Raw genomic sequence first — 26,224 nt, forward strand, 5'->3', positions numbered from 1 at the left:
AAACTTAAAGTTACTTGAGAGATTGAAGCCGTTTAAAATCTAGCGTGTGTTTTGGAAACTGCATACTAATGCAATGCAAGCTCCCGTGCTGGCGGATTAACACGGAGCAATCAATAGGGATAATTTTATGTTTTGGGCAAGCTTTTTGTAGAGTTTCAATAGCTAGAGTGTCGTTTTTATCATTATAAATAGGTAATAAAATTGCGCCATTGATAAACAAAAAGTTTGCATAAGTAGCAGGCAAGCGTTCATTGTCATAGTATTTTGGTGTAACAAAAGGTAGTTTTACAAGTTTAAAGGGCTTGTTGTTTAGATTTTTGAGTGCTTTTAGCTCGCATTCCATTTGGCTTAAGGCAATATAGTGTTCATCGTTTTTGTCATCGCAGGCAATGTAAGCAATGGTGTTTGGAGAGATAAAGCGCGCTAGGGTATCAATGTGGCTATCTGTATCATCACCACTTAAATAGCCAAAATTTAACCATAAGATTTTTTGGATTCCTAAGTCTTTTTTTAGGGTTTTTTCAAGTTGTGCTTTAGAGTAAAATGGGTTGCGATTGCTCTCTAGCAGGCATTGTGTGTTGGTTAGCAAGATTCCTTTGCCATTACTTTCAATACTTCCACCCTCTAAGATTAATTGTTTGGTTTTAACGCGTTTTAGGATTCCAAATTTATGGAGTTTATGTGTGATTTGATTATCAAAATTAGAAGCAAATTTTAGCCCCCAACCATTAAATCCATAATCTAACACTATATTTTTGCCATTTTTGCAAATGGTAATTCCGCCAAAATCACGCGCCCAAGTATCATTACTTGGAATCTCAAGGCAATAGAGCTGTCTTAAAATTTCTGTGTTGATAGACTTGGTATTACAATAATTTTGGATAATTTCTAGTGTTTCTTGCTTGGAATTGCAAACTAAAAGGCAAGCTTCCACTTGTAAAATCTCTACAATAATTGCACAATACACTTGGCGCACTTCGTCTAAATAAGGCTTCCAATCAGAGTTTGTGTGAGGGAAGGATAAAAGGATTCCATCTTGTTTTTCCCATTCTGCGTAAAATTTTTTCATTATTTCTACTCTTTTTTAAAAAATTGACGATATTATTACATAAATTTTTACAAAGGATAGTAATATGGCAATGGATTCTTTAAAAAGCACAATGAGTAATATGCAAGATTTGCAAAGTGCGATGTCTTCAAATCCTTTAAAAAAGGACACAACAAATAAGCAAGAGCGTGAGCAGAATATTAAAGAAGCAGCTGGAAAAATTGATGCAAAGTCTTTGATGACAAGTTATGTTGTGGAATTTCAAATGAGCATTAATATTTCTGTTTCTACAAACTTTGGTGGACAAAGTAGTGTGATAGGTGGAATCGGAAATGCACTAAGTAATCCTGATCGTTTAAATAGTATCATTAATGGGCTAGATTTAAATTCTATCGGATATAATGGAAAGCCTTTGAATGAATTAACGCAAGATGAGGCAAAAGCTCTAATAAGTGATGATGGTTTCTTTGGGATTCCAAAAACTTCTGAAAGAATTGCAGATTTTGTGTTAGCGGGTGCAGGCGATGATGTAGAGAAGCTAAAAGCTGGGCGCGAAGGAATCTTGCAGGGCTATAAACAAGCGGAAAAATCTTGGGGTGGCGAGCTTCCTGAAATTAGCCAGAAAACTTTAGAAAAAGCTTTAGAAAAAGTAGATAAAAAGTTAGCAAGTTTGGGCGTAAATGTCTTAGATACAAACGCATAAGGGTGGCTTTGCAAGATCTTATCTTAAGTATTGAAAGTAGTTGTGATGATAGTTCTATCGCTCTAACTGCGATTGATACTTATGAGTTAATCTTTCATCAAAAAATTTCACAAGAAACAGAACATAGTGCTTTTGGTGGCGTTGTCCCTGAGCTTGCAAGTCGTTTGCACGCGGAATCTTTACCTCTTATTTTAGAAAAAACAAAACCTTATTTTAAAAGCCTTAAAGCTGTTGCTGTAACAAATGAACCGGGCTTAAATGTAACACTCTTAGAAGGCGTAATGGTGGCAAAAACACTAAGCTATGCTCTGAATTTGCCTTTAATTGCTGTGAATCACTTAAAAGGGCATTTATATTCTTTGTTTTTGCAAAAAGAGGCGGTATTTCCTTTGGGTGTTTTACTTGTTTCTGGCGGACATACAATGCTTTTAGAAGCGGAGAGTTTTGAGAAAATTAATATTAAAGCGCAGAGTTTAGATGATAGTTTTGGGGAGAGTTTTGACAAGGTGGCAAAAATGTTATCTTTAGGTTATCCGGGCGGTCCAATTGTGGAATCTTTTGCAAAAAAAGGGACTGCTAGATTTGAATTGCCTATTCCTTTGCGTTCTAAAAGGCAGCTTGCCTTTAGTTTTTCTGGGCTTAAAAATGCTGTGCGTTTAGAGATTGAAAAGGTGGAAAATTCTTTGAATAAAAGTTTTCAAGCAGATTTATGTGCAAGTTTTCAAAAATGTGCTATTGCACATTTAATGCAAAAATGTAAGATTTTTTTTGAAGAAAATGCAAGAAATACTAAGGGTTGGAAGTATTTTGGCGTGGTTGGGGGAGCAAGTGCAAATTTGGCATTAAGAGAGAATATTTTAGAGATGTGTAACTTTTATGATGTAAAATTATTATTGGCACCTTTGGAATTTTGTTCGGATAATGCCGCAATGATTGGGCGCGTGGCTGTGGAATCTTATAAACGCGAAGAATTTAGTGTAATTGATTCTTTGCAGACACGTCCTAGAATTGATACCTTTTAATGTTAATTTTAGTTTTGATATTTAATAATTGAAGCCTAAAAATTTAGTTATTAAAGGAAAATAATATGGCAACTTTTAAAGGGAATGTAGTAACTCTAACTGGAAAGTCAGTAAATGTAGGCGATAAAGCACCAGAGGTTAGTTTAGTGGCAGGTGATTTAAGTGAAAAAAAAGTAGGTGGAGCAAGTGGGAAGTTCCAAATTATCAATGTTGTTCCGTCTCTTGATACTGGGGTTTGTGCGACACAAACACGCAAATTTAATGAAAAAGCGGCATCACTTCCTAATACGGAAGTTTTTGTTGTATCGCTTGATTTACCTTTTGCGCAAGGAAGATTTTGCTCAACAGAAGGAATTGCAAATGTTACAGCTCTAAGTGATTTTAAAAATAAAGATTTTGGAAATGCTTATGGTGTTCTTTTGGAAGATTCTCCGCTTGCTGGACTTTTAACGCGCGCTGTATTTGTTGTTAATCCAAATGGTGAAATCGTGCATAAAGAAATTGTTGATGAAATTACAACTGAACCAAATTATGATACAGCATTAAATGCGGTAAAGTAATGTCAAAAACACTGCTTTATCTTCATGGGTTCCGCAGTGTTGGTCTTTGCTATAAGGGCAGGGAGCTTGCTTCCTTTGCCCCAAATTCTTTAACTCCAAATCTCTCTTATGTTCCAAGTTTAGCAATTGCGTATGTAGAATCTATTATTCAAAAATATGGCACGCAGAATCTTTGTCTTGTTGGTAGCTCGCTTGGTGGGTATTATGCAACCTATTTGGCGGACAAATATGCAATTAAAGCCGTTCTTGTCAATCCTGTGGTTAATGCTTATGAAACTTTATTACCAGCTATTGGAAGAGTCTTTGTGTCTTATAGCAGTGAGTCATTTTTTTGGGATTTGTCTTTGGTGGAGAGTTTAAAGCAATATTATGTCAAGTCTCTTCAAAGTGAGCTTTATTGTGTGCTTTTGCAAAAAGGTGATAAGGTGCTTGATTATAGAATTGCAAAGGAGCGTTTTTTGGATTGTAAATGTATTATACAAGAAGGTGGTTCGCATCGATTTGAAAATTTTTTAAGTCAAAAAGAGACAATTCTTTCGTGGGCAAACTAGAAAAATTTTAAAAGAATGTGTATAATCTAAGATTTAAGAAAAGGAATAGAAATGAAAAAGTTTTTATTGGCAGTAGGGATTTTTGTAGCAGTATTTAGTTTGGGCGGCTGTGAAAAGCAAGAATATCAGCATCCAGCGCATAGAAGTGGAGCTGTGAAGTAAGTTTAGTTTTTGGGATTAAACTTAAAAGTGGGCAATCCTAAGTGATAGCGGATTGCTACTAGACGAATGATAAAACCTATGGTTAAGCACGCAATAATGATTGTGTTTTCATCCAAGGGAAAATAGTGTTTGCTTGCATAATTGCAAGCTACATATAAGCTTCCTATTAATAAAGAAATACTTGCATAAAGCTCTTTTTGGAACACAAGTGGAATCCTAGCGCAAAATATATCCCTTAAAATCCCTCCAAATACTCCTGTAATAATTGCGCCGGCAACTGCCATTGAGCCACTAGGATGCAAGTCTAGCCCAATGCGTGCTCCAATTACACTAAAAACAGCAAGCCCAAGTGCATCAAGTACTAAAAAAGTGCGCTCAAAGCGTGCCACAAAATATGGAATTCTTGTTGTTAGAAGAGCTGCAATACAGATAATAACTAGATATTCTGGGTGTGCCACCCAAGTGAGTGGATAATGCCCAAAGAGAACATCACGGATAGAACCTCCTCCAATTGCCGTTACACACGCGATAAATACCACGCCAAACCAGTCCATATTATGCCTGCCTGCTGCAAGTGCACCTGTCATTCCTTCTGCTGTGATTCCAATAATATACAAGCTTGTGAGTAGCATTTTATTCCCTAAATTCCCTAAAAAGATAACCTAAATCGATTCCATTTAGAGTTTTTGCATTATAGGAATACTCCAAATTTTTAGCTCCTTCTACTAAATCTCTGCTTTTGATTCCGTGATAAATGGAGATTTTTGCTTCTAAAAACGCGCTTAAGTGGTCGCAATACTTTAAAAATTCTCCAAATACAGGGGCTTTTGGGTTTAGTGTGGCAATTTCTTGTAAAAACTCTTCGCCTAAATGTCTGCTATACACAATGTTGTTATTTCTTTTGTAGCGGTTTTTAAACTCATTTTGTGTGTAATACACAATCTCTTTAGCAATACTTTCTGGCACGATATTTAAGATTTTTTCCTTGACTGCCTCTTCTTCAATCTCCTTGATAAAAGCATCAAGTCCTTCAATGTTTTTCTTAATTGGTGAGATAATATCGCGTGTTAGAATTTCAGGCAAATCGTGGAATATCCCACAAAAAAAATGTTGAATCTGCATTGTTTTTGAAAATTTCAAATCATAACCTAATAAATAAGCACAAAGCGCAACAATTAAAGTATGTCCAAGCACAGAAGTGCAAGGCACACGCGGTGTTTGACTCCAACGCTTTTGAAAACGAAGTTGCCCGAACATATTGATAAGTTCGCGTGCGTCTTTGTACAGCACAATGTGTTTGATTCCAGCTAAATGATAATGTTCTTGCACTTGCTTATCGATAATATTCTTGATACTTTGCACATCATAAAGATAGGGATTAAAGTGATAAATAATGTCAAATTCCCATTTGGAAGCATAATAATGAGATGCCTTTAAAATCTGTTTTTCTATATTATTCACTTCACCATAAAGATAGCTTCGCATTGATTCTAAAAAACCAAATCCTTGCAAATCTTCTTCTAGTTGTTCACAAACAAAATCTACTAAGGCTTTATTGTGTTTTTCTACAAGTTTGTGAAAAACTGGGGGCTTAATATCGGTTAAAATTATGCGCTCTAAAAATTCATAGCAAAATTGTAAAATCAAGCGTTCAAAGTCAATTTCTCTGTGGTTTTCTAGCATTTCATAATGCGCCAAAAGATAAGCAATGACAATTTTGTGCGCTTGTTTATCAAGTTCTATAAACTCTACTGGTGTGGCTTGATCATTCCAGCGTCTAATATTTGCAGCAACAAAAATTTTTTGTAAAAGCGGGAAGTTTAATGTGGGTTTTTTGATTTTAGATTCCATAGTTTTCCTGGAGTTTTTGTGTGATTATACCAAATTATGCTAGTCTTTATTTGCCTTTTGTTAATTAAAATAAAGTGCGGTTTGGGTAGAATGCTGGGTTAATTTTAATTTTTAGAGGAATGAATGGATATAGCACAAAAATTTATAAAAAGTGTGATTGAGGGATTTTGTAATTTTTGGGTAACGATTGTTTTGCTTATTGCTTATGGAAGCGCCTGTGGAGTTGCTACCTTTGTAGAAAATGATTATGGCACACCAAGCGCTAGAGCTTTAATCTATAATACACAATGGTTTGATTTATTGCACTTATTGCTTGTGCTAAATCTTATTGGTGTTTTATTTCTTTCAAGAGCATTGCAACGCAAAAAGTATGCTTCTTTTTTGTTTCATTTCTCTTTGGTTGTGATTTTTATAGGGGCGGCAATCACGCGGTATTATGGCTTTGAAGGAACGATGCACATAAGAGAAGGGGAGCAGAGTAATATCATAGAATCTCAAGAAGAGTTTGTAACGATTTTAGTAAAACAAGAGAACAAGCTTTATCGTGCATTTTTTCCAACAACAATCACACCTTTGGTGCAAAAGCCGTTTTTGCACATCTTTCCTTTTGAAAATCAAAATTTAGAAGTGCAATATGTGGGCTTTATTCCAGCAAAAGACAAGATGGATACAGATAAACTCAAGGTAAAAGTTAGCTTTAATGGTGAAAGTAAAGAGCTAGAGATTGCTAAAGGTATGGATCAAATTATGCCTTTTGTGCTTGGGGGTAAGAGATTTGCATTAGATTGGGGGAGTCGCTCTGTTGTTTTGCCCTTTGCAATTGCTTTAAAGGATTTTGAGCTAGAGCGCTATGCGGGTTCTATGAGTCCATCTTCGTATGCTTCAGAAGTTGTGATACTTGATCCATTAAATGGCATAGAAGAATCCCATAGAATTTATATGAATAATGTTCTTGATTATGGAGGATTCCGCTTTTTTCAATCTTCTTATGATTTAGATGAGCAAGGAACGATTTTATCGGTTAATAAAGATCCCGGAAAGATTCCAACCTACATTGGCTATACAATGCTTACACTTGGTTTGCTGTGGGCAATGTTTGCTAGAAATGGGAGATTTTATCGTTTAGGGCAGTATTTAAAGGCGCAAAATCTTGTGCTTGCTTTTGTTTTTTGTTTTGGAATCTTAAGTGCAATCCCATTGCACGCAACTCCACAAATGGCACAACAGGCACAAAATGAGCTAGAAGTCCCAAAAAATATGGAGTCTAAAAACGATAAGGCACATTCTAGTGATTTACATGATAATGAAATATTTGAAGAGTTGCCTATTACCACAGAGAGTATTTTGGATTTAATTAAAAATCTTAAAGAAAAAAGTGGCGCACATAGTGAAAAATTTGGGCGTTTGATTGTGCAAGATTTTGGCGGTAGAATGAAGCCTATGGATACTTTGGCGATGGAATATGTTCTTAAAATGACAAAGCAGAATGGCTTTTTAGGGCTTAATAATATGCAGTTGTTTTTGGGAATGATGGTTTATCCTAATGAGTTTAGAAAGGTTAAAATGCTTGCTGTTTCTACGCCAAAGCTAAAAGAGATTATCGGTGTGGATAAAAAGACAGATTATGTAGCCTTTGAAGATTTGTTTATTAATGATACTTACAAGCTAATTAATTATTTGGAAGAGGCAAATCGCAAAAAGCCAGCAATGCGTGATAAGTTTGACAAAGATGTGATGAGTCTTGATGAACGCGTGAATGTGGCTTATTTGATTTACACGGCGCAAAGTCTTAAGATTCTTCCGGATTTTAATAAAGCAAGCGACAAATGGTTTACACCAAGTGAAGCTATCGCAAGTTTTGACAAGGAAAATGCCGAGCAACTTCAAAAGCTCTTTGGTGCGTATTTTAATAGCTTTCATTATGGGCTTGTTGAAAATGATTGGGAGAATGCTGATTTTGTGGTAGAAGCATTAGGCGGAATCCAAAATAAGTTTGGAGCGGATTTGATTCCGCCTAAATTGCAAGTTGATTTAGAGATTTTTTTAAATCATTACAATTTGTTTGATAATTTAACACCGCTTTATATTTGCTTTGGGATTTTGCTTTTTGGGATTGTTTTGGTGCAGATTTTTCGCCATAAAAGTGCTGAGGTTTTAGCAAGTCGCATTGTGCATTGGATTATTGCGCTTTTGGTTTTGACGCACACAATTGCACTTGGATTACGTTGGTATGTAGGCGGGCACGCGCCTTGGAGTAATGCGTATGAGTCAATGATTTATATTGCTTGGGCAGCTGGAATCTCTGGTGTGGTTTTTTTTAGAAGGAGTTATTTAGCACAAAGCATGGCAAGTTTTTTGGCGGGGATTTCACTCTTTGTGGCACATTTAGGTTTTATGGATCCACAAATTGGAAATCTAGTGCCTGTGCTTAAATCTTATTGGCTAAATATCCATGTTTCAATTATCACAGCAAGCTATGGATTTTTAGGGCTTTGCTTTATGCTTGGGGCTTTAACGCTAGCACTTTTTATTCTAAGAAAGCCAAAATACCTTGAGCTAGATCGCACTATTTTAACTTTGCATACCATTAACGAAATGGCGATGATTCTAGGGCTTGCAATGCTAACTGTTGGTAACTTCTTAGGAGGTGTGTGGGCAAATGAATCTTGGGGAAGATATTGGGGCTGGGACCCAAAGGAAACTTGGGCGTTAATCTCTATTGTGGTATATGTGATTGTCTTACACGCTAGATTTATTCCTAAAGGTAATAATCCTTATGTGTTTGCAGCCCTTAGTGTAGTGGCGTTTTATTCTATTTTAATGACTTATTTTGGGGTAAATTTTTATCTTTCTGGTTTGCATTCTTATGCCGCTGGAGATCCTTTACCTATCCCTGTGTTTTTGTATTATTTTATCGCGATTACGATTCTTTTAATTGTTTTAGCAGCACGCAAAGCAGATTTGCCATCACCAAAATTACCTTAAATTCAAGGTAATTCTTTGTAAATTAAGAGTGAATTTTTTAATTTTTTGGTATAATCAGGACTTATTTTTTAAATTTAAGGGCAAGTTTTATGTCGCAAATTATTGGTATTAAAGCAAATAGCGCGATTTATGATACACAAAGTGCTGAAGAGCTAGGCATAAGTGGTGAGCCTATTTATTTTGATAATTCCGAAGATGCTTTATCTATTATGCGCCATACCTGTGCGCATTTAATGGCAGAGGCTCTTAAGGCGCTTTATCCTGAAGCACAGTTTTTTGTAGGGCCTGTGGTGGAAGAAGGATTTTATTATGACTTTCGCGTAAATCATAAAATTAGTGAAGAAGATTTAAGTAAGATTGAAGCAAAGATGAAGGAAATCGCCAAAAAAGGCGAAAAAATCACCAAATATTACCTAACGCGTGAAGAAGCAATACAAAAATTTCAAAATGACGATTTAAAACAAGCAGTTATCAGTAGGATTCCATTAGGCGATGGGAGATTAAGCATTTATGCGCAAGGGGAGTTTGAAGATCTTTGTCGTGGTCCGCATTTGCCAACATTGAAGCTATTAAATGCTTTTAAGCTTACAAAAGTTGCGGGCGCGTATTTGGGCGGCGATGAAAAAGCGGAAATGCTAACTAGAATTTATGGAATCGCTTTTGCAGATAAGGAAAGCTTAACTCAATATTTGCATCAATTAGAAGAAGCAAAGAAGCGTGATCATAGAAAAGTTGGCGTGGAAATGGAACTTTTTACCTTTGATGAAGAAGTGGGTGCTGGATTGCCTATTTGGTTGCCTAAGGGGGCTAGGCTTAGGCGCAACCTTGAAAATCTTTTAACGCAGGCTTTGATTGAACGCGGATATGAGCCTGTGCGCGGTCCTGAGATTTTAAAAAGTGCAGTGTGGAAAACAAGCGGACATTATGCAAACTATGGCGAAAATATGTATTTTACAACCATTGATGAAGTAGAATATGGAATTAAGCCGATGAATTGCGTGGGACACATTAAAGTGTATCAGAATTCTTTGCATAGTTATCGTGAATTGCCTTTAAGATTTTATGAATATGGGGTGGTGCATCGCCACGAAAAAAGTGGGGTGTTGCACGGATTATTGCGTGTTAGAGAATTTACACAAGATGATGCGCATATTTTTTGCCGTCCTAGTCAAATCGCAAGCGAAGTAGAGAGTATAATTGATTTTACGCAAAAGATTATGAACGCTTTTGGTTTTAGCTATGAAATGGAGATTTCTACAAAGCCTGAAAAGTCTATTGGTAGCGAAGAAGTTTGGGAAGAGGCTACACAAGCTTTAAAAGGCGCTTTGGAGCGATGTGGTATTGCTTATAAGATTGATGAAGGCGGTGGGGCTTTTTATGGTCCTAAGATTGATATTAAAATCACTGATGCTATTGGCAGAAAATGGCAGTGTGGAACAGTGCAAATTGATATGAATTTGCCAGAACGCTTTGCATTAACTTACACAGATGAGAATAATAGCACGCAACAGCCTGTAATGATACATCGCGCAATTTTAGGGAGCTTTGAGCGCTTTGTGGCAATTTTAACAGAGCATTTTGGTGGAGAGTTTCCATTCTTTGTTGCTCCAACACAGGTGATTATTATTCCTATTAGTGAAGCGCAATATAACTATGCAAAGGAATTACACAATGCGTTATTGAAAGTTGGCGTTTATGCTGAAATTGAAAATAAAAATGAAACGCTAAATAAGCGTATCCGCAATGCTGAAAAACAAAGAGTGCCAATGATTGCGGTTTTAGGGGCAAAAGAGAAGGAGGAGAGATTGGTTGCTGTGCGTGATCGTCGCTTAAAAGAGCAATCAAATATGAGTTTTGAATCTTTTATAACATTAACTAAGGAGAAAATGCGTGAGGTTAGCTTTTGAGTAAAAATGATAATGTAATCCTAAATGAGGATATTGATTTTCCGCAAGTGCGTTGTATAGGTGATGATGGTGAGCAATATGGAGTGATTAGCTCTGATGAAGCCTTGAGTATTGCAGATAGTAGGGGGCTTGACTTGGTGTTGATTGCGCCTGATGCAAAGCCTCCCGTGTGTAAGATTATGGATTATGGAAAATTCCGTTATCAACAAGAAAAGAAGCAAAAAGAAGCAAAAAAGAAGCAAAAGCAAATTGAGATTAAAGAGATTAAGCTTTCTGTCAAAATTGCAAGTAATGATATAAATTACAAGGTTAAGCATGCCAAAGAGTTTTTAGAAGAAAATAAGCATGTGCGATTCCGCGTGTTTTTGCGCGGGCGAGAGGTTAGTGAGCCACAAGGTGGCTTTGAAGTTCTTAATAAAGTTGCTGCAATGTTAGAAGATGTGGCAAATATTGAAAGAGACTTTAAAGTTGAAGGGCGTTATGTAAATATGCTTGTAACGCCTAAGAAATAATTTACTAATTTTTGAGGAGACAAAATGAAAAAATTAAGTGTTGCTGTAATACTAGCAGGATTATTGGTTGGTTGTGGCGGTGATGGATTGGTGAAGTTAGAAAATAAGAATCCAACAATAGATCAAGAGATATATGATTTGTATATGGAAAAATTATCAAAAAGCGAATACCTTCATGATTTTTATTTATCACTAAAAACTTCTGAATATAATTTCTATCATGATGATAGTAGATTTGAATATAATATTATAAAAGAAAAAGAAGCAGAGAAGAAAGAGTATAGAGAAGAGATAGGAAAAAATAATGGACTTTTGGTTTTTGCAGTTAATAAAAAAGATCCTAAAGATATTTATATAATCACCTTAAATTGTGATGATAAGTGCAAAAAAAGCAAAAAGGTTGATGATGTAAGAGTGAATTTTAGTCGCTTCAAATTTTAGTCGCTTCAATCAAATTACTTCAAATTGCTTTAGTGTAGTAGAAAAATACATTAAAACTTTTTTGAAGTCTTGCAAGTATATAATGGCTGATTAATTAGATACATTTAGGTACATTTATCTTATGAAAGGAGAATAACGATGCCAAAGATGAAAACAAATCGTGGTGCAGCAAAAAGATTTAAGCTAAAAAAGAATCTTGTAAAGCGTGGTTCTGCGTTTAAAAGTCATATTTTGACAAAAAAACGCCCTAGAAAAATTGCAAATCTTAATGCGCCAAAATATGTGCATGATGCTAATATTGAGTCTGTTAAAAAAATGCTCTGTATGGCATAGGCTAGAAGTTTCATACATTTAAGTATGTCATTCCCCTAAACTTAGGGCAAGTTTGGTAGAAATACCACACCACAATATGGTAAAGGATAAAAAATGGCAAGAGTAAAAACAGGTGTAGTGAGAAGAAGACGCCACAAAAAAGTTTTAAAATTAGCGCGTGGCTTTTATAGTGCAAGACATAAGCACTTTAGAAAAGCAAAAGAGCAATTAGAAAGAAGTCTATGTTATGCGTTTCGTGATAGAAAACAAAAGAAAAGAGATTTTAGAAAACTTTGGATTGTAAGAATTAATGCAGCTTGTAGAATCAATGCAATTAGTTATTCTAGATTTATGTTTGGACTTAAAAAAGCGGGCATTACACTGGATAGAAAAATTTTGGCAGATATTGCGATGCACGAACCAGTTGCGTTTGCAAAAATCGTTGAAAACGCTAAAAAAGCGTTATAATTTTGGCTTTGAGATTCTTTGAGAGAATCTCTCTAAGCCTTTTGAAATTGTGATATTGATCTTAATTTTAAAGGGTTTATGATGCGTTTTTTTTATCTCTTATTTCTATGTGTGGTTGTGTCTGTTTCAGCTAGTGCTGAAACTTTAATTAAGCAACGCTTAAATGTTGTTATAGATATTGAACCTAAACAATATTCTAGTAATCTTGTAGTTTCTGGTTCTAAAGAGCTTCAAAAGTTAAAATCATTGAGTCTTGAAAATAAAAATGCAATCATTAAGACTTTTAATGGAATTAATGATTTTTTAGGGAGTGATAGTATTTGCAAGGGAGGAGGTTTTGCAATAAGTCCTTCTTACTATTATAAGGATGGGAAAAAAATACAAGAAGGATTTGAGACAAATTTTATTTTGTATTGTGAGTTTGTGGAATCTCAAAAGCAAGAGTATAACACTATTTTGGAAAAAATTGAGAGTGAAGTTTCTAAAAATCCTTTCTTGATGTTTACTGTCCCTAGAGTTGATTTAGGTGTAAATAAAGCGGAATTTCAAGAAAGCGATGCTTTGCTAAATGTAGAGCTTTTAAAGCTTGCTTTAGAAAAAGCAAAAGAATATGGAAAACTCACCAAAAAGAAATGCTCTATTAAAGAGATTACATTAGGTGATATTGGAGATATTGATCAGATAACTTTTAAAGCGGAATCTCGCTTAATGCAAAGTTCCAAGAATGCATTAGAAGACATTGTATTGCCAAGTGCAAAAAAGGAGCAAAAAACCTTATGGGGTAATGCGATCTTTAGTTGTAAGTGATCTTTAGAATTTTATTTAAAATTTGGAATCCAAAATTAAATTTGGATTCCATAGAGTAATGCTTATGCTCCCAAGAGTTTTGTAAGTGGCAGTGAGCTTAGAATATTATCTTTAAAAGTTTCAGTGCTTTCTTTGAATTTACTTGGATCAAAGAGCAAGCGATTAATTTCTTTATAGCTTGTTTCAAAATGTTCTAGTAAGGATTCTACAAGATTTCCTGTTATTAAGTTAGAACCATTTTTATCTGTATTATTTACTTTAGACTGATTGTTTTCTGTTTGGTTTCCGCTAATTTGGAGTTTTCCAAAACTGCTTTCAAGTTTTGCCCACATTTGTGATAATTCAAAACTTACGCCATTTTGACCATTTTGTAATGAGCTCATACTTACAGAGATATTGACTTCAAGCCTAGAAATTTGAGTAAAACTAATGTGGCTCTTTTCTAGGATTTCACTTAAGATTCCATTTCCAAGATTTCCTAAAGTATTTTGAATTCCAATGTTTGGATTGCCCGCGCTAAGGCTTCCTTGTGTGGAGATTATCTGTATATTCGAAAGGCTGTTTCCATAGACTTTTCCAGCAAGAATTTGTGCAAGCCCACCTTGCAAGACATCATTTTGTGCTTGATTTTGCAAAGCCTCATTTTTGATTTTTTCAGAAACTAAGTCAATGTGATGTATTTTTCCGTCCTTGCCATTTTCAAAGAGAAAGTCTGCGCTTTTGCGTTTGATTCCTAAGAGATCACCGTTTTCTCCACGCATTAACTCTTCACTTTCTTTTGGGTTAAGATAGATTACTCCTATGCCCTTTTCCCCAAGCCCTACAAGTTTACCTTCACCGTTGCCATCTGGAGCCCAAATCCTTAATTTATCATAAATAGGGTCTTCTTTATCAATTTTACCATCTTTGTTGGAGTCATAAACGCTTAAATCTTTAAAACCATCTCCACTTTTTGTTCCAAAAAGCTCACTGCCATCATTGATTTTACCATCATTATTTTTGTCAAGTGCTAAGAATCCAGATCCTTTTTTGAGTGTTGCAATTTGATCGGGTGTTCCATCGCTATCTAAATCAAATTGCATTTTAGTATCGCTTAACTCTGTTCCATTGCCTTCATAATCAATCACAAGCGGGTCAATCACATTTTGATTGGGCGTTTGCGCGTTACCTTGTGTATTGTTCCCAATCCCACTAATTTGAAGATTTTGCATAAAGCTTTGCGAGATGCCAATACTAATATCAAGTTGTTTTTTTGTGCCATCACTTGCAACAATTGTGCCTTGAATGGAGACTTGCAAAGATTGTGAAAAGCCTTGTGAAATACTAATTCCATTGCCTAAAATTTTTTGTCCTAAGCTTGTATTAAGTAAGGAATCTAAGCTTAAATTAACATTTTGTGAGTTGCTAGATGAATTATTTGGTCTAATACCAAAAACTTCTTCCCACATTTTTAACATTTCATCTTTAATTTGTGAGAGCTTTTCTAGCGCCTTATCTACAATAACTTTTTGAAAGTCGTTAAGTTGTCCATTACTTAGAGAGTTGCTAGATAGAACTTCTGAAGTTTGTCCGTTAGCATCTTTGTTGATACTGGATTGTGGAACGCTATTTGCTTCTTTATTTGTGATCTCTTCTTTAGGACTTTTTTGATTTACACTTAAATGCGTGGTGGCTGAAGTGTGTGAAAAGTCAAAAGCCTTAAAAGAAGAGAAATTAATGCCTGCTTGCATCATTTCTCCTTTTATTTTTTGTTTAGCACTCACTATATCGGCAAATTTTTTAAAAACTAAACTAAAAGTGCAAATTTTTTACGCGTTAAGTATTTGTTAAAATTTAAAAGCATATTTAAAATCTAAAAAGTATGCATTATGCATGCTACAGCATTATAAAGTAACAAGTTTTAGATATAATTCTAAAATTAACAAAAAATATTAAATTATAAGTTTAATTTAAAATTAATTTTATTATAATCTCCGCGCAAAAAATAATTTGGTGAAAATCATTTGATGCAATTTATATCAAAGGAATAAAAATGTCTTACGCGCAAGAAGTTATCCAAAAAGTTCAAAAACTTTGTCCTGAGCAAATAGAGTTTCATCAAGCCGTTAAAGAAGTGTTGGAATCTATTGAGCCAGCATTACAAAAAGATTCTAAGTTTCAAAAAAATAAAATTTTAGAAAGAATTGTAATTCCAGAGCGTCAAATTAACTTCCGTGTAACTTGGGAAGATGATAATGGAGAAATCCAAGTTAATCGCGGTTATCGTATTGAGTTTAGCTCACTTTTAGGTCCTTATAAAGGTGGTTTGCGATTCCATCCTAGCGTAACAGAAGGAATTATTAAGTTTTTGGGATTTGAGCAAATCTTTAAAAATGCTTTAACGGGGCTTTCAATGGGCGGTGGTAAAGGTGGAAGTGATTTTGATCCAAAAGGAAAAAGCGATAGAGAAATTATGCGTTTTTGTCAAGCCTTTATGAATGAGTTATATCGTCATATTGGAGCACACACAGATGTTCCTGCCGGTGATATTGGTGTTGGTGGGCGTGAGATTGGCTATCTTTTTGGGCAATATAAAAAGCTAACAAATCGTTATGATGGAGTTTTGACAGGCAAGTCTTTGTTGTGGGGCGGAAGTTTAGTAAGAACAGAAGCTACAGGTTATGGAAGTGTGTATTTTGCGCAAGAGATGTTGGAACATAGTAATTTTGGTCCGCTAGAAGGTAAAGTATGTTTGGTATCTGGTAGTGGAAATGTTGCAATTTATACGGTAGAGAAGCTACAGCAGCTTGGCGCCAAGCCCGTAACAATTAGTGATTCAAGAGGAATGATTTATGATGAAGCAGGGATTGATTTAGCTCTTTTAAAAGAGATTAAAGAAGTCAGACGCGAGAGTTTGGAGTCTTATGCTAAAGAAAGAAGTAGTGCAAAATGGACAAGTGTAAAAGATTATCCAAGCGATCATAATCCACTATGGGCAATCCCAGCATTTGCGGCATTTCCAAGCGCAACACAGAATGAATTAAATGCAAAAGATGCGGAAAATCTCTTGAAAAATGGTTGTAAGTGTGTAAGTGAAGGGGCAAATATGCCTTCAACTATTGAAGCTGTGCATAAATTTTTGGATGCTAAAATCTGCTATGGTCCAGGCAAAGCTGCAAATGCTGGTGGTGTTGCAACAAGTGGGCTTGAGATGAGTCAAAATGCTTCTATGACTTCTTGGACATTTGAAGAAGTGGATGGAAAATTGCATAGAATTATGAAAAACATTTACGCAAGCGCAAATGAAACGGCAAAAGAGTTTGGAGAGCCTACAAACTTGGTGCTTGGTGCAAATATTGCAGCATTTAGAAAAGTTGCAAATGCGATGATTGAGCAAGGTTTATAGTCTGAAAATCTTTTTTAAACTTCTTTTCATTTGGAATCTCTTTTGGAGTTTTTCCCTCGGAGAGATTCTGCGATTTCAACTCTATGAAACCCATTTAAGCAATGCAGAACTTCAAGCCTTTGTAATGAGCGAAAAACTTGATGGTGTGCGTGGAATTTGGAATGGAGAATCCCTAAAAACGCGTAATGGTAATCCTATGCAGCCACCTAAATTTTGGTTAGAGAATTTTCCACCTTTTATTTTAGATGGAGAATTATGGCTTGAGAGAAACGCATTTGAAAAGACTTTAAGCGTAATTAAAAGCGCAGATAAAGAGCGATGGGAGAAAATTACCTTACAAGTTTTTGATGTGCGTGGAGTATGTGAACATTGCACCTTGCAAGAGCGTTTGAAAATATTGCAAAAATATTTAGATAAAAATCCTAATAAATTTATAAAAATAATTCCACAAATTCCTATTAAAAGTCAATTACATTTAGACGAGTTTTATCGAAATATTTTAGAAAAAGGCGGTGAAGGTGTGATTATTCGAAATAATGTATTTTCAAATGTAGGCTACAAGCTAAAGCCATTTTTAGATGCAGAATGTATTGTTAAAGGACATACACAGGGAAAGGGCAAAAATATCGGTAAATTGGGGGCTGTGATTTGTGAAGTAATGATTAATGGAATCCAAAAACGCTTTAAAATAGGTTCTGGATTTAGTGAAAAAGAGCGTGAAAATCCACCACAAATTGGCACAACAATCACTTATAAATATCAAGGTTTTACCAAAAATGGGTTTCCACGCTTTCCTGTGTTTTTGCGCATAAGGGAAGAAGATTAGTATTTTCTAAAGCGACAATGTCTAAAAATATTTGGCTTAGTGGTCGGCCTTATTGCTAATTTTTGCGTATTTTATCTGTAAAATAAGATTAAAAAAGTTTGGTACGCTCAGAGGGAGTCGAACCCCCAACCCTCAGATCCGAAGTCTGATGCTCTATCCAATTGAGCTATGAACGCTTAAAAATAGTGTAAAATAATATCCCAAAAAAGTTTTAATATGCATTAAAAGGATAAAAAATGCAAAAGATTCTAATGTTTGTGTGTTTGCTGTTAAATTTTGCTTTGGCGCGTGAAGTGATAGCGGTAAGTATTCCTATGCAAAAGGAATTTGTAGAAAAAATTGCTGGGGATTTCTATGATGTGGTATCACTTGTAACCCCAGGTGTAAATCCTCATGATTTTGAACCAAAGATTTCAGAGATTAGAAAGGTTAATGAAGCGGTGGCTTATTTTGCGATTGGAATTGAGTTTGAGGAATCTTGGCTTCCACGCTTTAAAGGGCAAAATCAAACAATACAAGTTTTTAATACAGGGGCTAATATTTCAAGGATTAACTTTTCAGATAAACATTATCACAATAATCATCATCATAATGGAGATACACACATTTGGCTATCCCCTAATAATGCAAAAATCATTGCCACAAACATTTATGAAAGCTTAAAAAAGTTGGAATCCAAAAAGGACTTTTCTCAAAATTATAATGCGCTAATGTTAGAGATTGATGCGTTAGATAGAGAGTTAAAGGTGGTTTTAAAGGATCTGCCAAAACATCAAAAATTTGTTGTGTTTCATCCGATGCTTGGATATTTTGCAAGGGATTATCATTTAGATGAAATTTCTATTGAAGTGGAGGGCAAAAGCCCAAAAATGCAAGAAATGATTGTAGTGATTGAAACAATCAAGAGGGAAAATCTTAAAACAATTTTTGCACAACCTGAATTTTCTACAAAAGCAGCGGAATTTATCGCAAAAGAGAGTGGAGCGAAGTTGGGGTATTTTTCACCTTTGCAAACGCCTTGGAAAGAAAATTTATTAAACTTTGCTAAAACACTTGTGGAGTTTGAAAAATAGAAAGAAAAGGATCCCATGAAGTTGGAATCCAAAAGCCCACAAGGGCTTAAAAATTATTCAACAACTGGCGTGTGTGCGCTTCTTTTATCATCACCAATATCTTCTCTGTGAGATGGTGATTCTGCAACAGCATCCCAAACAATACAGCCTTCAGTTGGACAAGCAGTTGCACAAGCTGGCTCATCGTTATGTCCTACACATTCTACGCATTTGTTATTATAAACAAAGTAGCATCCATCATCATTTGGGCTATCATCTTCATCAACAATTGCTTCTACTGGGCATTCATCAATGCAAGCACCACAGGCAATGCAAATATCAGTAATTTTAACAGCCATAATTTCTCCTTAGAATTTGGTTTAAGTTGTGAGTATATAGAAAAGAATATAAATTTTAGCTTCAGTCAAATTAGAATCGCAAAAGTTTCGTAAAATAGTGTAGAATTATCGGATTTAAAATACAGAATCTAAAAAGGGATTTTATGGATATTATTTTTGGACCTGTGCAATCAAGGCGTTTTGGAGAGTCTTTGGGTGTGGATTTATCGCCAAAGTTAAAGCAGTGTAATTATGATTGTTTGTATTGTGAATTAGAAGGTAAAAAAGCGCAAGAGAGTATGCGGGAAGTCTTAAGCGTAGATGAGATTTTAGAAGCTATAAAGCAGGGCTTGGAGAAGTTTCCTAATGTGGAATCTCTAACAATTACTGCAAATGGAGAACCTACACTTTATCCGCATTTGTATGAGTTAATGTTGCGCTTAGAGGATATTAAAGGGGATAAGCAAACGCTACTTTTAACAAATGGCGCATTGCTGTGGGATTTGTGTGTTGCTAGGGCTTGTTTGCTTTTTGATAAGGTGAAGTTTTCTTTAGATGCGGTGAGTGAGAGGGTGTTTAAAAAAATTGATAGGGCGTATAAAAGTGTGGATTTAGCGCAGATTTTAAAGGGGATTTATCAATTTAGCGCAGATTTTAAAGGGGAATTGTATGCGGAGATTTTGTTTGTAAAGGGAGTCAATGATAATCCGCAGGAAATACAAGAAATGGCGCGGTTTTTAGCCCCTATGCCGCTAAAGAGATTAGATATTAGCACCATTGATCGCCCGCCAGCTTACAAGGTGGAATCCTTAAGTTTAGAAGAATTAGAACGCATTGGGCAAGTGTTTTTGCACTATAAGATTCCAACTTTTGTGCCTAAACGCAAGCAAGGTAGTATGCAAGAGAACTTGCAATTAAGCCAAGATGAGATTTTAAAAACACTTGCTTTACGCCCAATGAGTGAGAGCGATATTAATATGCTTTGGAGTATGGAATCTAAAAAGATATTGGAATCTCTTATAGAGATAGGCAAAGTGAAGCAAAAAAGTATTAATGGTGTGAATTTTTATGCCTTGCGCTAAAATAAATAAGATTTGCTAAAAGCACAGAGACAAACATTATAAGACTTAGAAAAATGGGTGTGTTTGCTTCAAATGCACCTACAATAAAGGCTATAAGCCCAGCAAAGGCAAATTGCGTTGTGCCAAGAATAGCAGAAGCCGTGCCAGAGCAATCTCTAAACCTTGCCATTGCTAAAATAGTGGTGTTTGGCATAATAAAACCAAGTGTGGCAAGAATGCTAAAGAGCGAGAACTCAAAGAGCCATAATTGTGGGCTAAAATACGCATTTAAAAGCATTATAAAATGTGCTAGAAGCATCGCTAAAAGCGCAATAGCTAGAATTCTTTTTGCACTAAGTTTTTTTAGCGATCTTGTGTTGAGATTTGCACAAAGCATAAAACCTAGTGCGTTTAATCCAAACAAAAAGGCGAAGTTTTGTTCAGAGATTCCAAAAAAATTGACAAAAACGAAGTTTGAACCTGTAATATAAGCAAAGATTGTTGCCATTGTGAAAGCAGAGCATAGCACATAGACTAAAAATGCGCGATCTTTTAAGACGAAATAATAGTTTTTTAGCGTTTCTTTGTGAGAGAATTTTTGCTTTTTTAAATGTGGTGCGCTTTCTTTTAACCCAAAAAGCACCATTAAAAACAAAAAGATTCCAAGCAAAAACAAAAAGGCAAAAATGCTTTGCCAAGGGAAGTATTGAATCAAAAATGCTCCAAGTGTTGGCGATAACATCGGTGCAAAGGAGCTAAAAACCATCATTAAAGCATACACACCAGCGGCTTCTTCAAAGTCAAACAAATCATTAACAATAGCCCTTGCAATCACCACTCCAGCACAGCCACCTAGGGCTTCAAAAAAGCGCAAAATAATAAAGCTATAAATATTGTCAATCACTACGCAACCAAAGCTTGAAGTGATGAAAATTAACATTCCTATAAGTGCTGGCTTCTTGCGTCCAAAAGTATCGCTTAAAGGTCCATAAAGAAGCTGCCCAAAAGCAAAGGCGATAAAAAAACTAGCAAGAGAGAGTTGTGTAAAAAATGGGTTGGTTTGGAAGCTCTCTTGCACGCGATTTAGTGCGGCTAGATACATATCTGTGGAGAGTGGCGCAAGGCTTGACATAAGAGCTAGAATAAAAATGAGTTTAAATTTATAAGATCCGCGAATTTTAGTGTGGTTTTGCATTTTAATCCTAAATTTTAAAGATTATGTTTTGGATTCTAACAAAGAAAACTACAAAAACTTATAAAAAAGATTCCAACTTTTACATTGTGTTTTGCTGGCAAAAGTGGTAAAATCCCAAATTTAACAAGGAATTATAATGCTTTTGGCGATGTATAGTATTTTTGTCTTTATTTTTATCGGTTATATGGCAAATGTTTTGCGCCTTTTGGGGAATAAACAAAGCGGAATCTTGCTTGGGTTTTTGGTAAATTTTGCACTTCCGGCACAAATTTTTAATGGAACATATCATGCTAGTGTGAGTGTGGATTTTTTGCTTGTGTGCTTGATTGCTCTGTTTTCAAACCTATTTTCCGTGCTGTTTGTTTTGTTTCTTGGGAGAATTTTTAGGCTTGAACGGAGTGTGTTAATTACGCTTTGTTTTATGGCAACGTTTGGAAACACACTGTATTTAGGTTTCCCATTTGTGCAAGGTGCATTAGGTGAAGCACAAGCAAATCAAGTGATTATTTTTGATCAATTTGTAACAGGAATTCCCTTTGCGTTTTTAGCCCCGATTTTGCTAAGTTTAAATGGTAAAACCGCATTTTCCTTTGTAGAAGTTTTTAAGCGATTGTTTAGAAGTCCTTTGTTTTTAGCTCTTATTTGTGGTGTGCTTTTTAGGCTTATTCCCTTTGAGATTCCAGAAGTTTTATTTACGCCGTTAAAATCCCTTGCGCAAACCGCCACGCCTGTGGCACTCTTTGCTATTGGAGTGCAATTAAATTTGCGCGGAATTTTAGAGTGGAAGTATCCAGTGTTGCTTTTGGGGGCAAAAATGTTTGTAGCGCCTTTGGTTTTATTTGTGTTTGTGAGGGTGTTTTATGGAGAATTTAGTAACGCCTGGAAAATGGCGTTAATAGAAGTTGCAATGCCACCACTTGTTAGTGGAGCGGCTATTATTTATAAGGCAGGTTTCAATGCTAAAGTTGCCTTAAATGCAGTTACTTTTGGAATTTTAGTAAGTTTTGTTAGCATTCCATTGTGGTTGTATTTTGCATAAATTATTATCTAAGTCAAGGGAATACAGAAAGAACGAAAGAGCGATACTTTCATAGCTTAAAAGCTTCTAGGCTTCTATGGCGTGATACTAAAAGAAGCAGTTTTTTAAAAAGAAATTACAAAATCCACGCGTTGTATTTAATTAATCGGGATTATTGTTATAATGCGACATTAAAATGAAAATTTTTGGAGTTTTTAATGGTTAAGATTACTGAAAATAGCTTAAGAGATGGACATCAATCTTTGCTAGCTACAAGAATGCGCACAGAAGATTTAGTAGAGGCTGCGCAGATTTTTGAACAAGTTGGATTCCATAGCATTGAAGCTTGGGGCGGGGCAACTTATGATACTTGTTTGCGCTATTTAAAAGAAGATCCTTTTGAGCGTCTTGCAACTTTTAAAGAGATTTTCAAAAAAACTCCCATTCAAATGTTGTTGCGCGGACAAAATCTTATTGGTTATCGCCATTATGCTGATGATATTGTGCGTGAGTTTGTGCGATTATCCGCGCAAAATGGTGTAGATATTTTTAGAATTTTTGATGCTCTAAATGATATTCGTAATCTTGAGGTTTCTATTGAAGAGGTTAAAAAACAAGGAAAACACGCGCAAGGAGCGATTTGCTACACAACTTCGCCTGTGCATACTATTAAAAGTTTTGTAGAGTATGGCAAAGAGTTAGAAAAGCGCGGTTGTGATTCTTTGGCAATTAAAGATATGGCTGGGCTTATTACTCCAAATGCAACATTTGAACTTGTTAAAGCTTTAAAAGAAGAAATTGACTTGCCTTTAGCATTACATACACATTCTACTGCCGGTTTTGCTTTTGGCTCGCATTTAAAGGCTATTGAAGCTGGAGTGGATATTTTAGATCTTGCAAATTCCGCATTAGCAGAAGGCACAAGTCATCCTTGCACGCAATCAATGGTAGCAACATTGCAAGGCACGCAATGGGATAGCAAATTAGATTTATCCTTAATGGAAAAAGCAGCAGAGATTTTAAAGCGTAATCGCAGAAAGTATAAAAAGTTTGAATCAGAATATAACAATATTGATACGCGTGTGCTTGTTAGCCAAATACCTGGAGGTATGATTTCTAATCTAGCCAATCAATTAAGAGAGCAAAACGCGCTAGATAAAATGGATGCCGTTTTAGAAGAGATTCCAAATGTGCGTAAAGACTTTGGGTATCCGCCTTTAGTTACTCCATCAAGTCAGATTGTAGGCACACAAGCAGTATTAAATGTCTTAGCACAAACGCGTTATAAGACTTTGACAACGGAATCTAAAAACATCATCAAAGGCTATTATGGTAAAACTCCAGCACTGATTGATTCTGTATTGATTGAACGCGTTAAGCAAGAAGGTGAGGAAATTATTGCAAGTCGTCCAGCAGACAAAATTGCACCAGAGTTACAAAAAGCAAGAGAAGAATCTCAAGAATTTGCCAAAAGTGAAACAGATGTGATTTCTTATGCGATTTTTGGGGCAATTGCAAAGAAATTTTTAGATGAACGCAATGAAAATCGCCTAAGCCCAGAAGCATTGACGACTTTTGAAGGTGTTCAAGGTCCTATGCCAAAAGAATTTACTATTAATTTACATGGCGAAACTTACCATATTAAAATTGAAGGAAGTGGTGAAAAAAATGCAAGTGTACGTCCATTTTTTGTGCGCGTAGATGGGGATTTAAGGGAAGTTTTAGTGGAGTTGGATTCTAGCGATAAAAAAGGAGGTGTCAAAAAAACTGATTCCTTGCCACAAGCAAGCTTGCCTGGACATATTATTTCTCCAATGCCAGGAAATCTAACAAAACTTAAAGTGAAAGTAGGTGATAAAATCAAAGAGGGAGATGTGCTAGCTATTGTTGAGGCAATGAAAATGGAAAATCAAGTTTTAGCAACGGTGGGTGGTGAAATCAAAGAAATTTATGCAAAAGAAGGGCAGCAAATTAGTGCAAATTTAGCGATTATGCTTGTTGAATAATGCAAACTTTAAGCATTACAGATTTAAATACACAAATTAAGAGTTTATTGGAAGCGACTTTTGTGCAAGTGCGCGTAAGTGGGGAAGTGAGCAATTTCACAAAGCATACAAGCGGGCATTTATACTTCACTCTAAAAGATAAAAATTCTTCTTTAAAATGTGTGATGTTTCGTGGTAATGCAGCAAAACTTAAGTTTCAAATCACAGAAGGAATGGATTTGACTTTAGAAGGTGTGATAAGTGTTTATGTGCCGCGTGGAGATTATCAACTAAATTGCTTAGATGCTATTCCTAAAGGCATAGGAGCTTTATTGTTAGCCTATGAGCAACTTAAGCAAGAATATGAAAAAAAGGGTTATTTCACAAAGCAAAAGCCTATTCCGAGATTCCCTAAAAAAGTTGCACTACTTACTTCAAGCACTGGAGCCGTACTGCACGATATGCTAAGTATTGCTAAGAAACGATGGAATCTTGTAAGATTTGTGCTATTAGATACGCTTGTGCAAGGCGATGGAGCAAAAGAAAGCATTGCAGCAAATCTTAAAATTGCCGATACCTTAGGTGCAGATTGCATTATTTTAGCGCGCGGGGGTGGAAGTTTAGAGGATTTATGGGCTTTTAATGAACCTATGGTAGCAGAAGCGATTTATCAATCAAATACCCCTATTATTTCAGCCATAGGGCATGAGCCTGATGTGGTGCTTAGTGATTTTGTGGCAGATTTGCGCGCCCCAACACCTTCTGCGGCAATGGAGTTATTACTGCCTGATGAAAAGGAATGGTTAATGCGTTTAGATGCGTTGCAAATAGATTTAGAGAAGCTTTTAATGCGGGCTTTACAAGCAAAATCTAATGCGCTAAAAGCATTTAAAGAAAAGCTTAATTACAATCCATTTTTTATGAAAATTACACAATTCCAAGCGCAATGCCAGCAACAAGAAATATTTTTTACACAAAAAATGGAACACAAGTTAGCTTTATCATCTTTTAAATTACAAGTTCCACAGACGCAAGTCCATCTAAAAATGGAGCAGAAATTAGCTCAACTTCAAGCAAAATTGGGAATTTTAAAAGCACAAATGGAATCCAAAAATCCAGAAAATTATCAAAAAGAAGGTTATGTTTGCGCTTTAAGTGAAGGTAAGAGAATAAAAAAACTTGCGGATTTAAATTTAGATTCCATCATAGAATTACAAGATAAAAGTGCGACAATCAAAGCGCAGATTAAAGAAATGCTTAAATAATATCCAAATAATATAAAAATATAATCCCCAGCACAATACGATAAATTCCAAAAGGGATAAAGTTAAAGCGCGAAACAAAATTTAAAAAAAGCTTAATTGCAAGTAATGCGCTGAAAAATGCTACAACAAATCCTGTCCCTAAAATTAGTGCATTATCTACACTTAAAACTTCGTGATTTTTATAAAGACTATAAGCGCTTGCTAGCACCATTGTAGGCAATGCTAAGAGAAAGGAAAATTCTGTGGCTACCTTACGATTGCAGCCTAAGAGTAATCCTCCAACAATTGTTGCCCCACTGCGTGATGTTCCTGGAATCATCGCTAAGGCTTGAAAGAGTCCTATTAATAAAGCTTGCTTGTAAGAGATTGTATTAACTTCTGTGGTGTGGTGTTCTCTTTCTTTATAAAAAATCTCTAAAATAATAAAAATGATTCCACCTAAAATTAGCATAATTGATACGGTAATAGGGGCAAAAAGTGCTTTAATATAGGAATAAAATAGGAATCCTAAAATCCCAGCAGGTAAAAATCCAATTCCAAGCTTTATCCAAAGTTGCAAGCTGTTTTTAAAAAGTTTTTGCGAGAAAACAAAAATTACAGCTAAAATTGAACCTAGTTGGATCACAACTTCGAAAGTTTTATGGAATGTGTTTTGTGGAATCCCTAATAACTCTGAAGTTAAAATTAAATGTCCGGTTGATGAGATTGGCAGAAATTCTGTTAAGCCTTCTACAATGCCTAAAATAATTGCATAAATAAATTCCATAATC

Annotated in this window: 25 protein-coding genes and 1 tRNA gene; 18 read left to right on the forward strand and 8 right to left on the reverse strand. The window is 35.4% G+C overall.

Annotated features, from left to right (window positions below):
* Positions 1 to 10: 10 nt before the first annotated feature.
* The gene (locus tag IP358_RS02975; protein WP_006801762.1) at positions 11 to 1,069 is read right to left on the reverse strand and encodes an agmatine deiminase family protein; all 1,059 of its coding nucleotides are present in this window, start codon (positions 1,067 to 1,069) and stop codon (positions 11 to 13) included.
* Between the two features lie 64 nt (positions 1,070 to 1,133).
* Here IP358_RS02975 and IP358_RS02980 point away from each other — a divergent pair, with 64 nt between their 5' ends.
* The 4 genes from IP358_RS02980 (at position 1,134) to IP358_RS02995 (ending at position 3,884) form a co-directional block, all read left to right on the forward strand.
* On the forward strand, positions 1,134 to 1,751 hold the full coding sequence (locus IP358_RS02980) for a hypothetical protein (protein WP_040498218.1): 618 nt from the start codon (positions 1,134 to 1,136) through the stop codon (positions 1,749 to 1,751).
* 8 nt (positions 1,752 to 1,759) lie between these two features.
* Positions 1,760 to 2,773 (forward strand): tRNA (adenosine(37)-N6)-threonylcarbamoyltransferase complex transferase subunit TsaD, encoded by a 1,014-nt coding sequence (gene tsaD, locus IP358_RS02985; RefSeq protein WP_006801760.1) that lies wholly within the window; start codon positions 1,760 to 1,762, stop codon positions 2,771 to 2,773.
* 65 nt (positions 2,774 to 2,838) lie between these two features.
* Positions 2,839 to 3,333: a thiol peroxidase gene (tpx, locus tag IP358_RS02990; RefSeq protein WP_006801759.1), complete on the forward strand. Its 495-nt coding sequence runs from the start codon at positions 2,839 to 2,841 to the stop codon at positions 3,331 to 3,333.
* Positions 3,333 to 3,884 (forward strand): YqiA/YcfP family alpha/beta fold hydrolase, encoded by a 552-nt coding sequence (locus IP358_RS02995; RefSeq protein ID WP_006801758.1) that lies wholly within the window; start codon positions 3,333 to 3,335, stop codon positions 3,882 to 3,884. The genes tpx and IP358_RS02995 overlap by 1 nt, the downstream gene beginning before the upstream one ends.
* Before the next feature lie 164 nt (positions 3,885 to 4,048).
* Here IP358_RS02995 and IP358_RS03000 read toward each other — a convergent pair whose 3' ends face one another.
* Positions 4,049 to 4,678 carry a trimeric intracellular cation channel family protein gene (locus IP358_RS03000; RefSeq protein ID WP_006801757.1) on the reverse strand — a complete coding sequence of 210 codons (630 nt, stop codon included), beginning with the start codon at positions 4,676 to 4,678 and terminating at the stop codon, positions 4,049 to 4,051.
* 1 nt (position 4,679) lies between these two features.
* On the reverse strand, positions 4,680 to 5,897 hold the full coding sequence (locus IP358_RS03005; protein ID WP_006801756.1) for an HD domain-containing protein: 1,218 nt from the start codon (positions 5,895 to 5,897) through the stop codon (positions 4,680 to 4,682).
* Positions 5,898 to 6,020: 123 nt separating this feature from the next.
* On the opposite strand from IP358_RS03005, the gene ccsA reads away from it, so the two are divergent.
* From ccsA to IP358_RS03040, 7 genes are all read left to right on the forward strand, one after another.
* Complete coding sequence (gene ccsA, locus IP358_RS03010; RefSeq protein WP_006801755.1) at positions 6,021 to 8,882, forward strand: cytochrome c biogenesis protein CcsA; 2,862 nt, start codon at positions 6,021 to 6,023, stop codon at positions 8,880 to 8,882.
* Positions 8,883 to 8,971: 89 nt separating this feature from the next.
* Positions 8,972 to 10,789 carry a threonine--tRNA ligase gene (gene thrS, locus IP358_RS03015; protein ID WP_006801754.1) on the forward strand — a complete coding sequence of 606 codons (1,818 nt, stop codon included), beginning with the start codon at positions 8,972 to 8,974 and terminating at the stop codon, positions 10,787 to 10,789.
* Positions 10,786 to 11,301, forward strand: coding sequence for a translation initiation factor IF-3 (infC, locus tag IP358_RS03020; protein WP_006801753.1), 516 nt, complete (start codon positions 10,786 to 10,788; stop codon positions 11,299 to 11,301). Before thrS ends, infC begins: the two co-directional genes overlap by 4 nt.
* Positions 11,302 to 11,325: 24 nt before the next feature.
* Positions 11,326 to 11,742, forward strand: a complete 417-nt coding sequence (locus IP358_RS03025) for a hypothetical protein (protein ID WP_006801752.1) — start codon at positions 11,326 to 11,328, stop codon at positions 11,740 to 11,742.
* 138 nt (positions 11,743 to 11,880) lie between these two features.
* Complete coding sequence (gene rpmI, locus IP358_RS03030) at positions 11,881 to 12,075, forward strand: 50S ribosomal protein L35 (RefSeq protein WP_006801751.1); 195 nt, start codon at positions 11,881 to 11,883, stop codon at positions 12,073 to 12,075.
* A gap of 93 nt (positions 12,076 to 12,168) precedes the next feature.
* Positions 12,169 to 12,522 (forward strand): 50S ribosomal protein L20, encoded by a 354-nt coding sequence (gene rplT / locus IP358_RS03035; RefSeq protein WP_006801750.1) that lies wholly within the window; start codon positions 12,169 to 12,171, stop codon positions 12,520 to 12,522.
* Between the two features lie 81 nt (positions 12,523 to 12,603).
* Positions 12,604 to 13,329 (forward strand): hypothetical protein, encoded by a 726-nt coding sequence (locus IP358_RS03040; protein WP_050754795.1) that lies wholly within the window; start codon positions 12,604 to 12,606, stop codon positions 13,327 to 13,329.
* A gap of 62 nt (positions 13,330 to 13,391) precedes the next feature.
* Here IP358_RS03040 and IP358_RS03045 read toward each other — a convergent pair whose 3' ends face one another.
* Positions 13,392 to 15,059: a hypothetical protein gene (locus tag IP358_RS03045; RefSeq protein ID WP_006801748.1), complete on the reverse strand. Its 1,668-nt coding sequence runs from the start codon at positions 15,057 to 15,059 to the stop codon at positions 13,392 to 13,394.
* A 302-nt stretch (positions 15,060 to 15,361) separates the two neighbouring features.
* Between IP358_RS03045 and gdhA the strand changes: the two genes are divergently transcribed.
* Positions 15,362 to 16,714 (forward strand): NADP-specific glutamate dehydrogenase, encoded by a 1,353-nt coding sequence (gene gdhA / locus IP358_RS03050; protein WP_006801747.1) that lies wholly within the window; start codon positions 15,362 to 15,364, stop codon positions 16,712 to 16,714.
* Positions 16,698 to 17,540, forward strand: a complete 843-nt coding sequence (locus tag IP358_RS03055) for a DNA ligase (RefSeq protein WP_006801746.1) — start codon at positions 16,698 to 16,700, stop codon at positions 17,538 to 17,540. The genes gdhA and IP358_RS03055 overlap by 17 nt, the downstream gene beginning before the upstream one ends.
* Positions 17,541 to 17,639: 99 nt before the next feature.
* On the opposite strand, the gene IP358_RS03060 is transcribed toward IP358_RS03055, so the two are convergent.
* Positions 17,640 to 17,716: transfer RNA gene (locus tag IP358_RS03060), tRNA-Arg, on the reverse strand.
* Positions 17,717 to 17,776: 60 nt separating this feature from the next.
* On the opposite strand from IP358_RS03060, the gene IP358_RS03065 reads away from it, so the two are divergent.
* Complete coding sequence (locus IP358_RS03065) at positions 17,777 to 18,613, forward strand: metal ABC transporter solute-binding protein, Zn/Mn family (RefSeq protein WP_006801745.1); 837 nt, start codon at positions 17,777 to 17,779, stop codon at positions 18,611 to 18,613.
* Positions 18,614 to 18,666: 53 nt separating this feature from the next.
* Here IP358_RS03065 and IP358_RS03070 read toward each other — a convergent pair whose 3' ends face one another.
* The gene (locus tag IP358_RS03070; protein ID WP_006801744.1) at positions 18,667 to 18,951 is read right to left on the reverse strand and encodes a 4Fe-4S binding protein; all 285 of its coding nucleotides are present in this window, start codon (positions 18,949 to 18,951) and stop codon (positions 18,667 to 18,669) included.
* Positions 18,952 to 19,094: 143 nt separating this feature from the next.
* On the opposite strand from IP358_RS03070, the gene IP358_RS03075 reads away from it, so the two are divergent.
* Complete coding sequence (locus IP358_RS03075) at positions 19,095 to 20,012, forward strand: radical SAM protein (RefSeq protein WP_006801743.1); 918 nt, start codon at positions 19,095 to 19,097, stop codon at positions 20,010 to 20,012.
* Here IP358_RS03075 and IP358_RS03080 read toward each other — a convergent pair.
* A complete protein-coding gene (locus tag IP358_RS03080) occupies positions 19,981 to 21,186 on the reverse strand; it encodes a multidrug effflux MFS transporter (RefSeq protein ID WP_006801742.1) in 1,206 nt (401 codons plus the stop codon). The genes IP358_RS03075 and IP358_RS03080 overlap by 32 nt on opposite strands.
* Positions 21,187 to 21,322: 136 nt before the next feature.
* Between IP358_RS03080 and IP358_RS03085 the strand changes: the two genes are divergently transcribed.
* The 3 genes from IP358_RS03085 (at position 21,323) to xseA (ending at position 25,454) form a co-directional block, all read left to right on the forward strand.
* Entirely contained in the window at positions 21,323 to 22,225 is a 903-nt protein-coding gene (locus IP358_RS03085; protein ID WP_006801741.1) for an AEC family transporter, read from the forward strand.
* A gap of 197 nt (positions 22,226 to 22,422) precedes the next feature.
* Entirely contained in the window at positions 22,423 to 24,210 is a 1,788-nt protein-coding gene (gene oadA, locus IP358_RS03090) for a sodium-extruding oxaloacetate decarboxylase subunit alpha (RefSeq protein WP_040498214.1), read from the forward strand.
* On the forward strand, positions 24,210 to 25,454 hold the full coding sequence (xseA, locus tag IP358_RS03095; RefSeq protein WP_006801739.1) for an exodeoxyribonuclease VII large subunit: 1,245 nt from the start codon (positions 24,210 to 24,212) through the stop codon (positions 25,452 to 25,454). Before oadA ends, xseA begins: the two co-directional genes overlap by 1 nt.
* Here the strand turns inward: xseA and IP358_RS03100 are convergent.
* Positions 25,447 to 26,220 carry an undecaprenyl-diphosphate phosphatase gene (locus IP358_RS03100; RefSeq protein ID WP_006801738.1) on the reverse strand — a complete coding sequence of 258 codons (774 nt, stop codon included), beginning with the start codon at positions 26,218 to 26,220 and terminating at the stop codon, positions 25,447 to 25,449. The genes xseA and IP358_RS03100 overlap by 8 nt on opposite strands.
* Between the last annotated feature and the right edge of the window lie 4 nt (positions 26,221 to 26,224).

Source organism: Helicobacter winghamensis ATCC BAA-430 (assembly GCF_028751035.1).
Taxonomy (GTDB): domain Bacteria; phylum Campylobacterota; class Campylobacteria; order Campylobacterales; family Helicobacteraceae; genus Helicobacter_D; species Helicobacter_D winghamensis.

Coding starts and splice junctions, on each gene's coding strand:
- IP358_RS02975 (WP_006801762.1), bottom strand. CDS start 1,069: ATGAAAAAATTTTACGCAGAATGGGAAAAACAAGATGGAATCCTTTTA.
- IP358_RS02980 (WP_040498218.1), top strand. CDS start 1,134: ATGGCAATGGATTCTTTAAAAAGCACAATGAGTAATATGCAAGATTTG.
- tpx (WP_006801759.1), top strand. CDS start 2,839: ATGGCAACTTTTAAAGGGAATGTAGTAACTCTAACTGGAAAGTCAGTA.
- IP358_RS02995 (WP_006801758.1), top strand. CDS start 3,333: ATGTCAAAAACACTGCTTTATCTTCATGGGTTCCGCAGTGTTGGTCTT.
- IP358_RS03000 (WP_006801757.1), bottom strand. CDS start 4,678: ATGCTACTCACAAGCTTGTATATTATTGGAATCACAGCAGAAGGAATG.
- IP358_RS03005 (WP_006801756.1), bottom strand. CDS start 5,897: ATGGAATCTAAAATCAAAAAACCCACATTAAACTTCCCGCTTTTACAA.
- ccsA (WP_006801755.1), top strand. CDS start 6,021: ATGGATATAGCACAAAAATTTATAAAAAGTGTGATTGAGGGATTTTGT.
- thrS (WP_006801754.1), top strand. CDS start 8,972: ATGTCGCAAATTATTGGTATTAAAGCAAATAGCGCGATTTATGATACA.
- IP358_RS03025 (WP_006801752.1), top strand. CDS start 11,326: ATGAAAAAATTAAGTGTTGCTGTAATACTAGCAGGATTATTGGTTGGT.
- rpmI (WP_006801751.1), top strand. CDS start 11,881: ATGCCAAAGATGAAAACAAATCGTGGTGCAGCAAAAAGATTTAAGCTA.
- rplT (WP_006801750.1), top strand. CDS start 12,169: ATGGCAAGAGTAAAAACAGGTGTAGTGAGAAGAAGACGCCACAAAAAA.
- IP358_RS03040 (WP_050754795.1), top strand. CDS start 12,604: ATGCGTTTTTTTTATCTCTTATTTCTATGTGTGGTTGTGTCTGTTTCA.
- IP358_RS03045 (WP_006801748.1), bottom strand. CDS start 15,059: ATGCAAGCAGGCATTAATTTCTCTTCTTTTAAGGCTTTTGACTTTTCA.
- gdhA (WP_006801747.1), top strand. CDS start 15,362: ATGTCTTACGCGCAAGAAGTTATCCAAAAAGTTCAAAAACTTTGTCCT.
- IP358_RS03065 (WP_006801745.1), top strand. CDS start 17,777: ATGCAAAAGATTCTAATGTTTGTGTGTTTGCTGTTAAATTTTGCTTTG.
- IP358_RS03070 (WP_006801744.1), bottom strand. CDS start 18,951: ATGGCTGTTAAAATTACTGATATTTGCATTGCCTGTGGTGCTTGCATT.
- IP358_RS03075 (WP_006801743.1), top strand. CDS start 19,095: ATGGATATTATTTTTGGACCTGTGCAATCAAGGCGTTTTGGAGAGTCT.
- IP358_RS03080 (WP_006801742.1), bottom strand. CDS start 21,186: ATGCAAAACCACACTAAAATTCGCGGATCTTATAAATTTAAACTCATT.
- IP358_RS03085 (WP_006801741.1), top strand. CDS start 21,323: ATGCTTTTGGCGATGTATAGTATTTTTGTCTTTATTTTTATCGGTTAT.
- oadA (WP_040498214.1), top strand. CDS start 22,423: ATGGTTAAGATTACTGAAAATAGCTTAAGAGATGGACATCAATCTTTG.
- xseA (WP_006801739.1), top strand. CDS start 24,210: ATGCAAACTTTAAGCATTACAGATTTAAATACACAAATTAAGAGTTTA.
- IP358_RS03100 (WP_006801738.1), bottom strand. CDS start 26,220: ATGGAATTTATTTATGCAATTATTTTAGGCATTGTAGAAGGCTTAACA.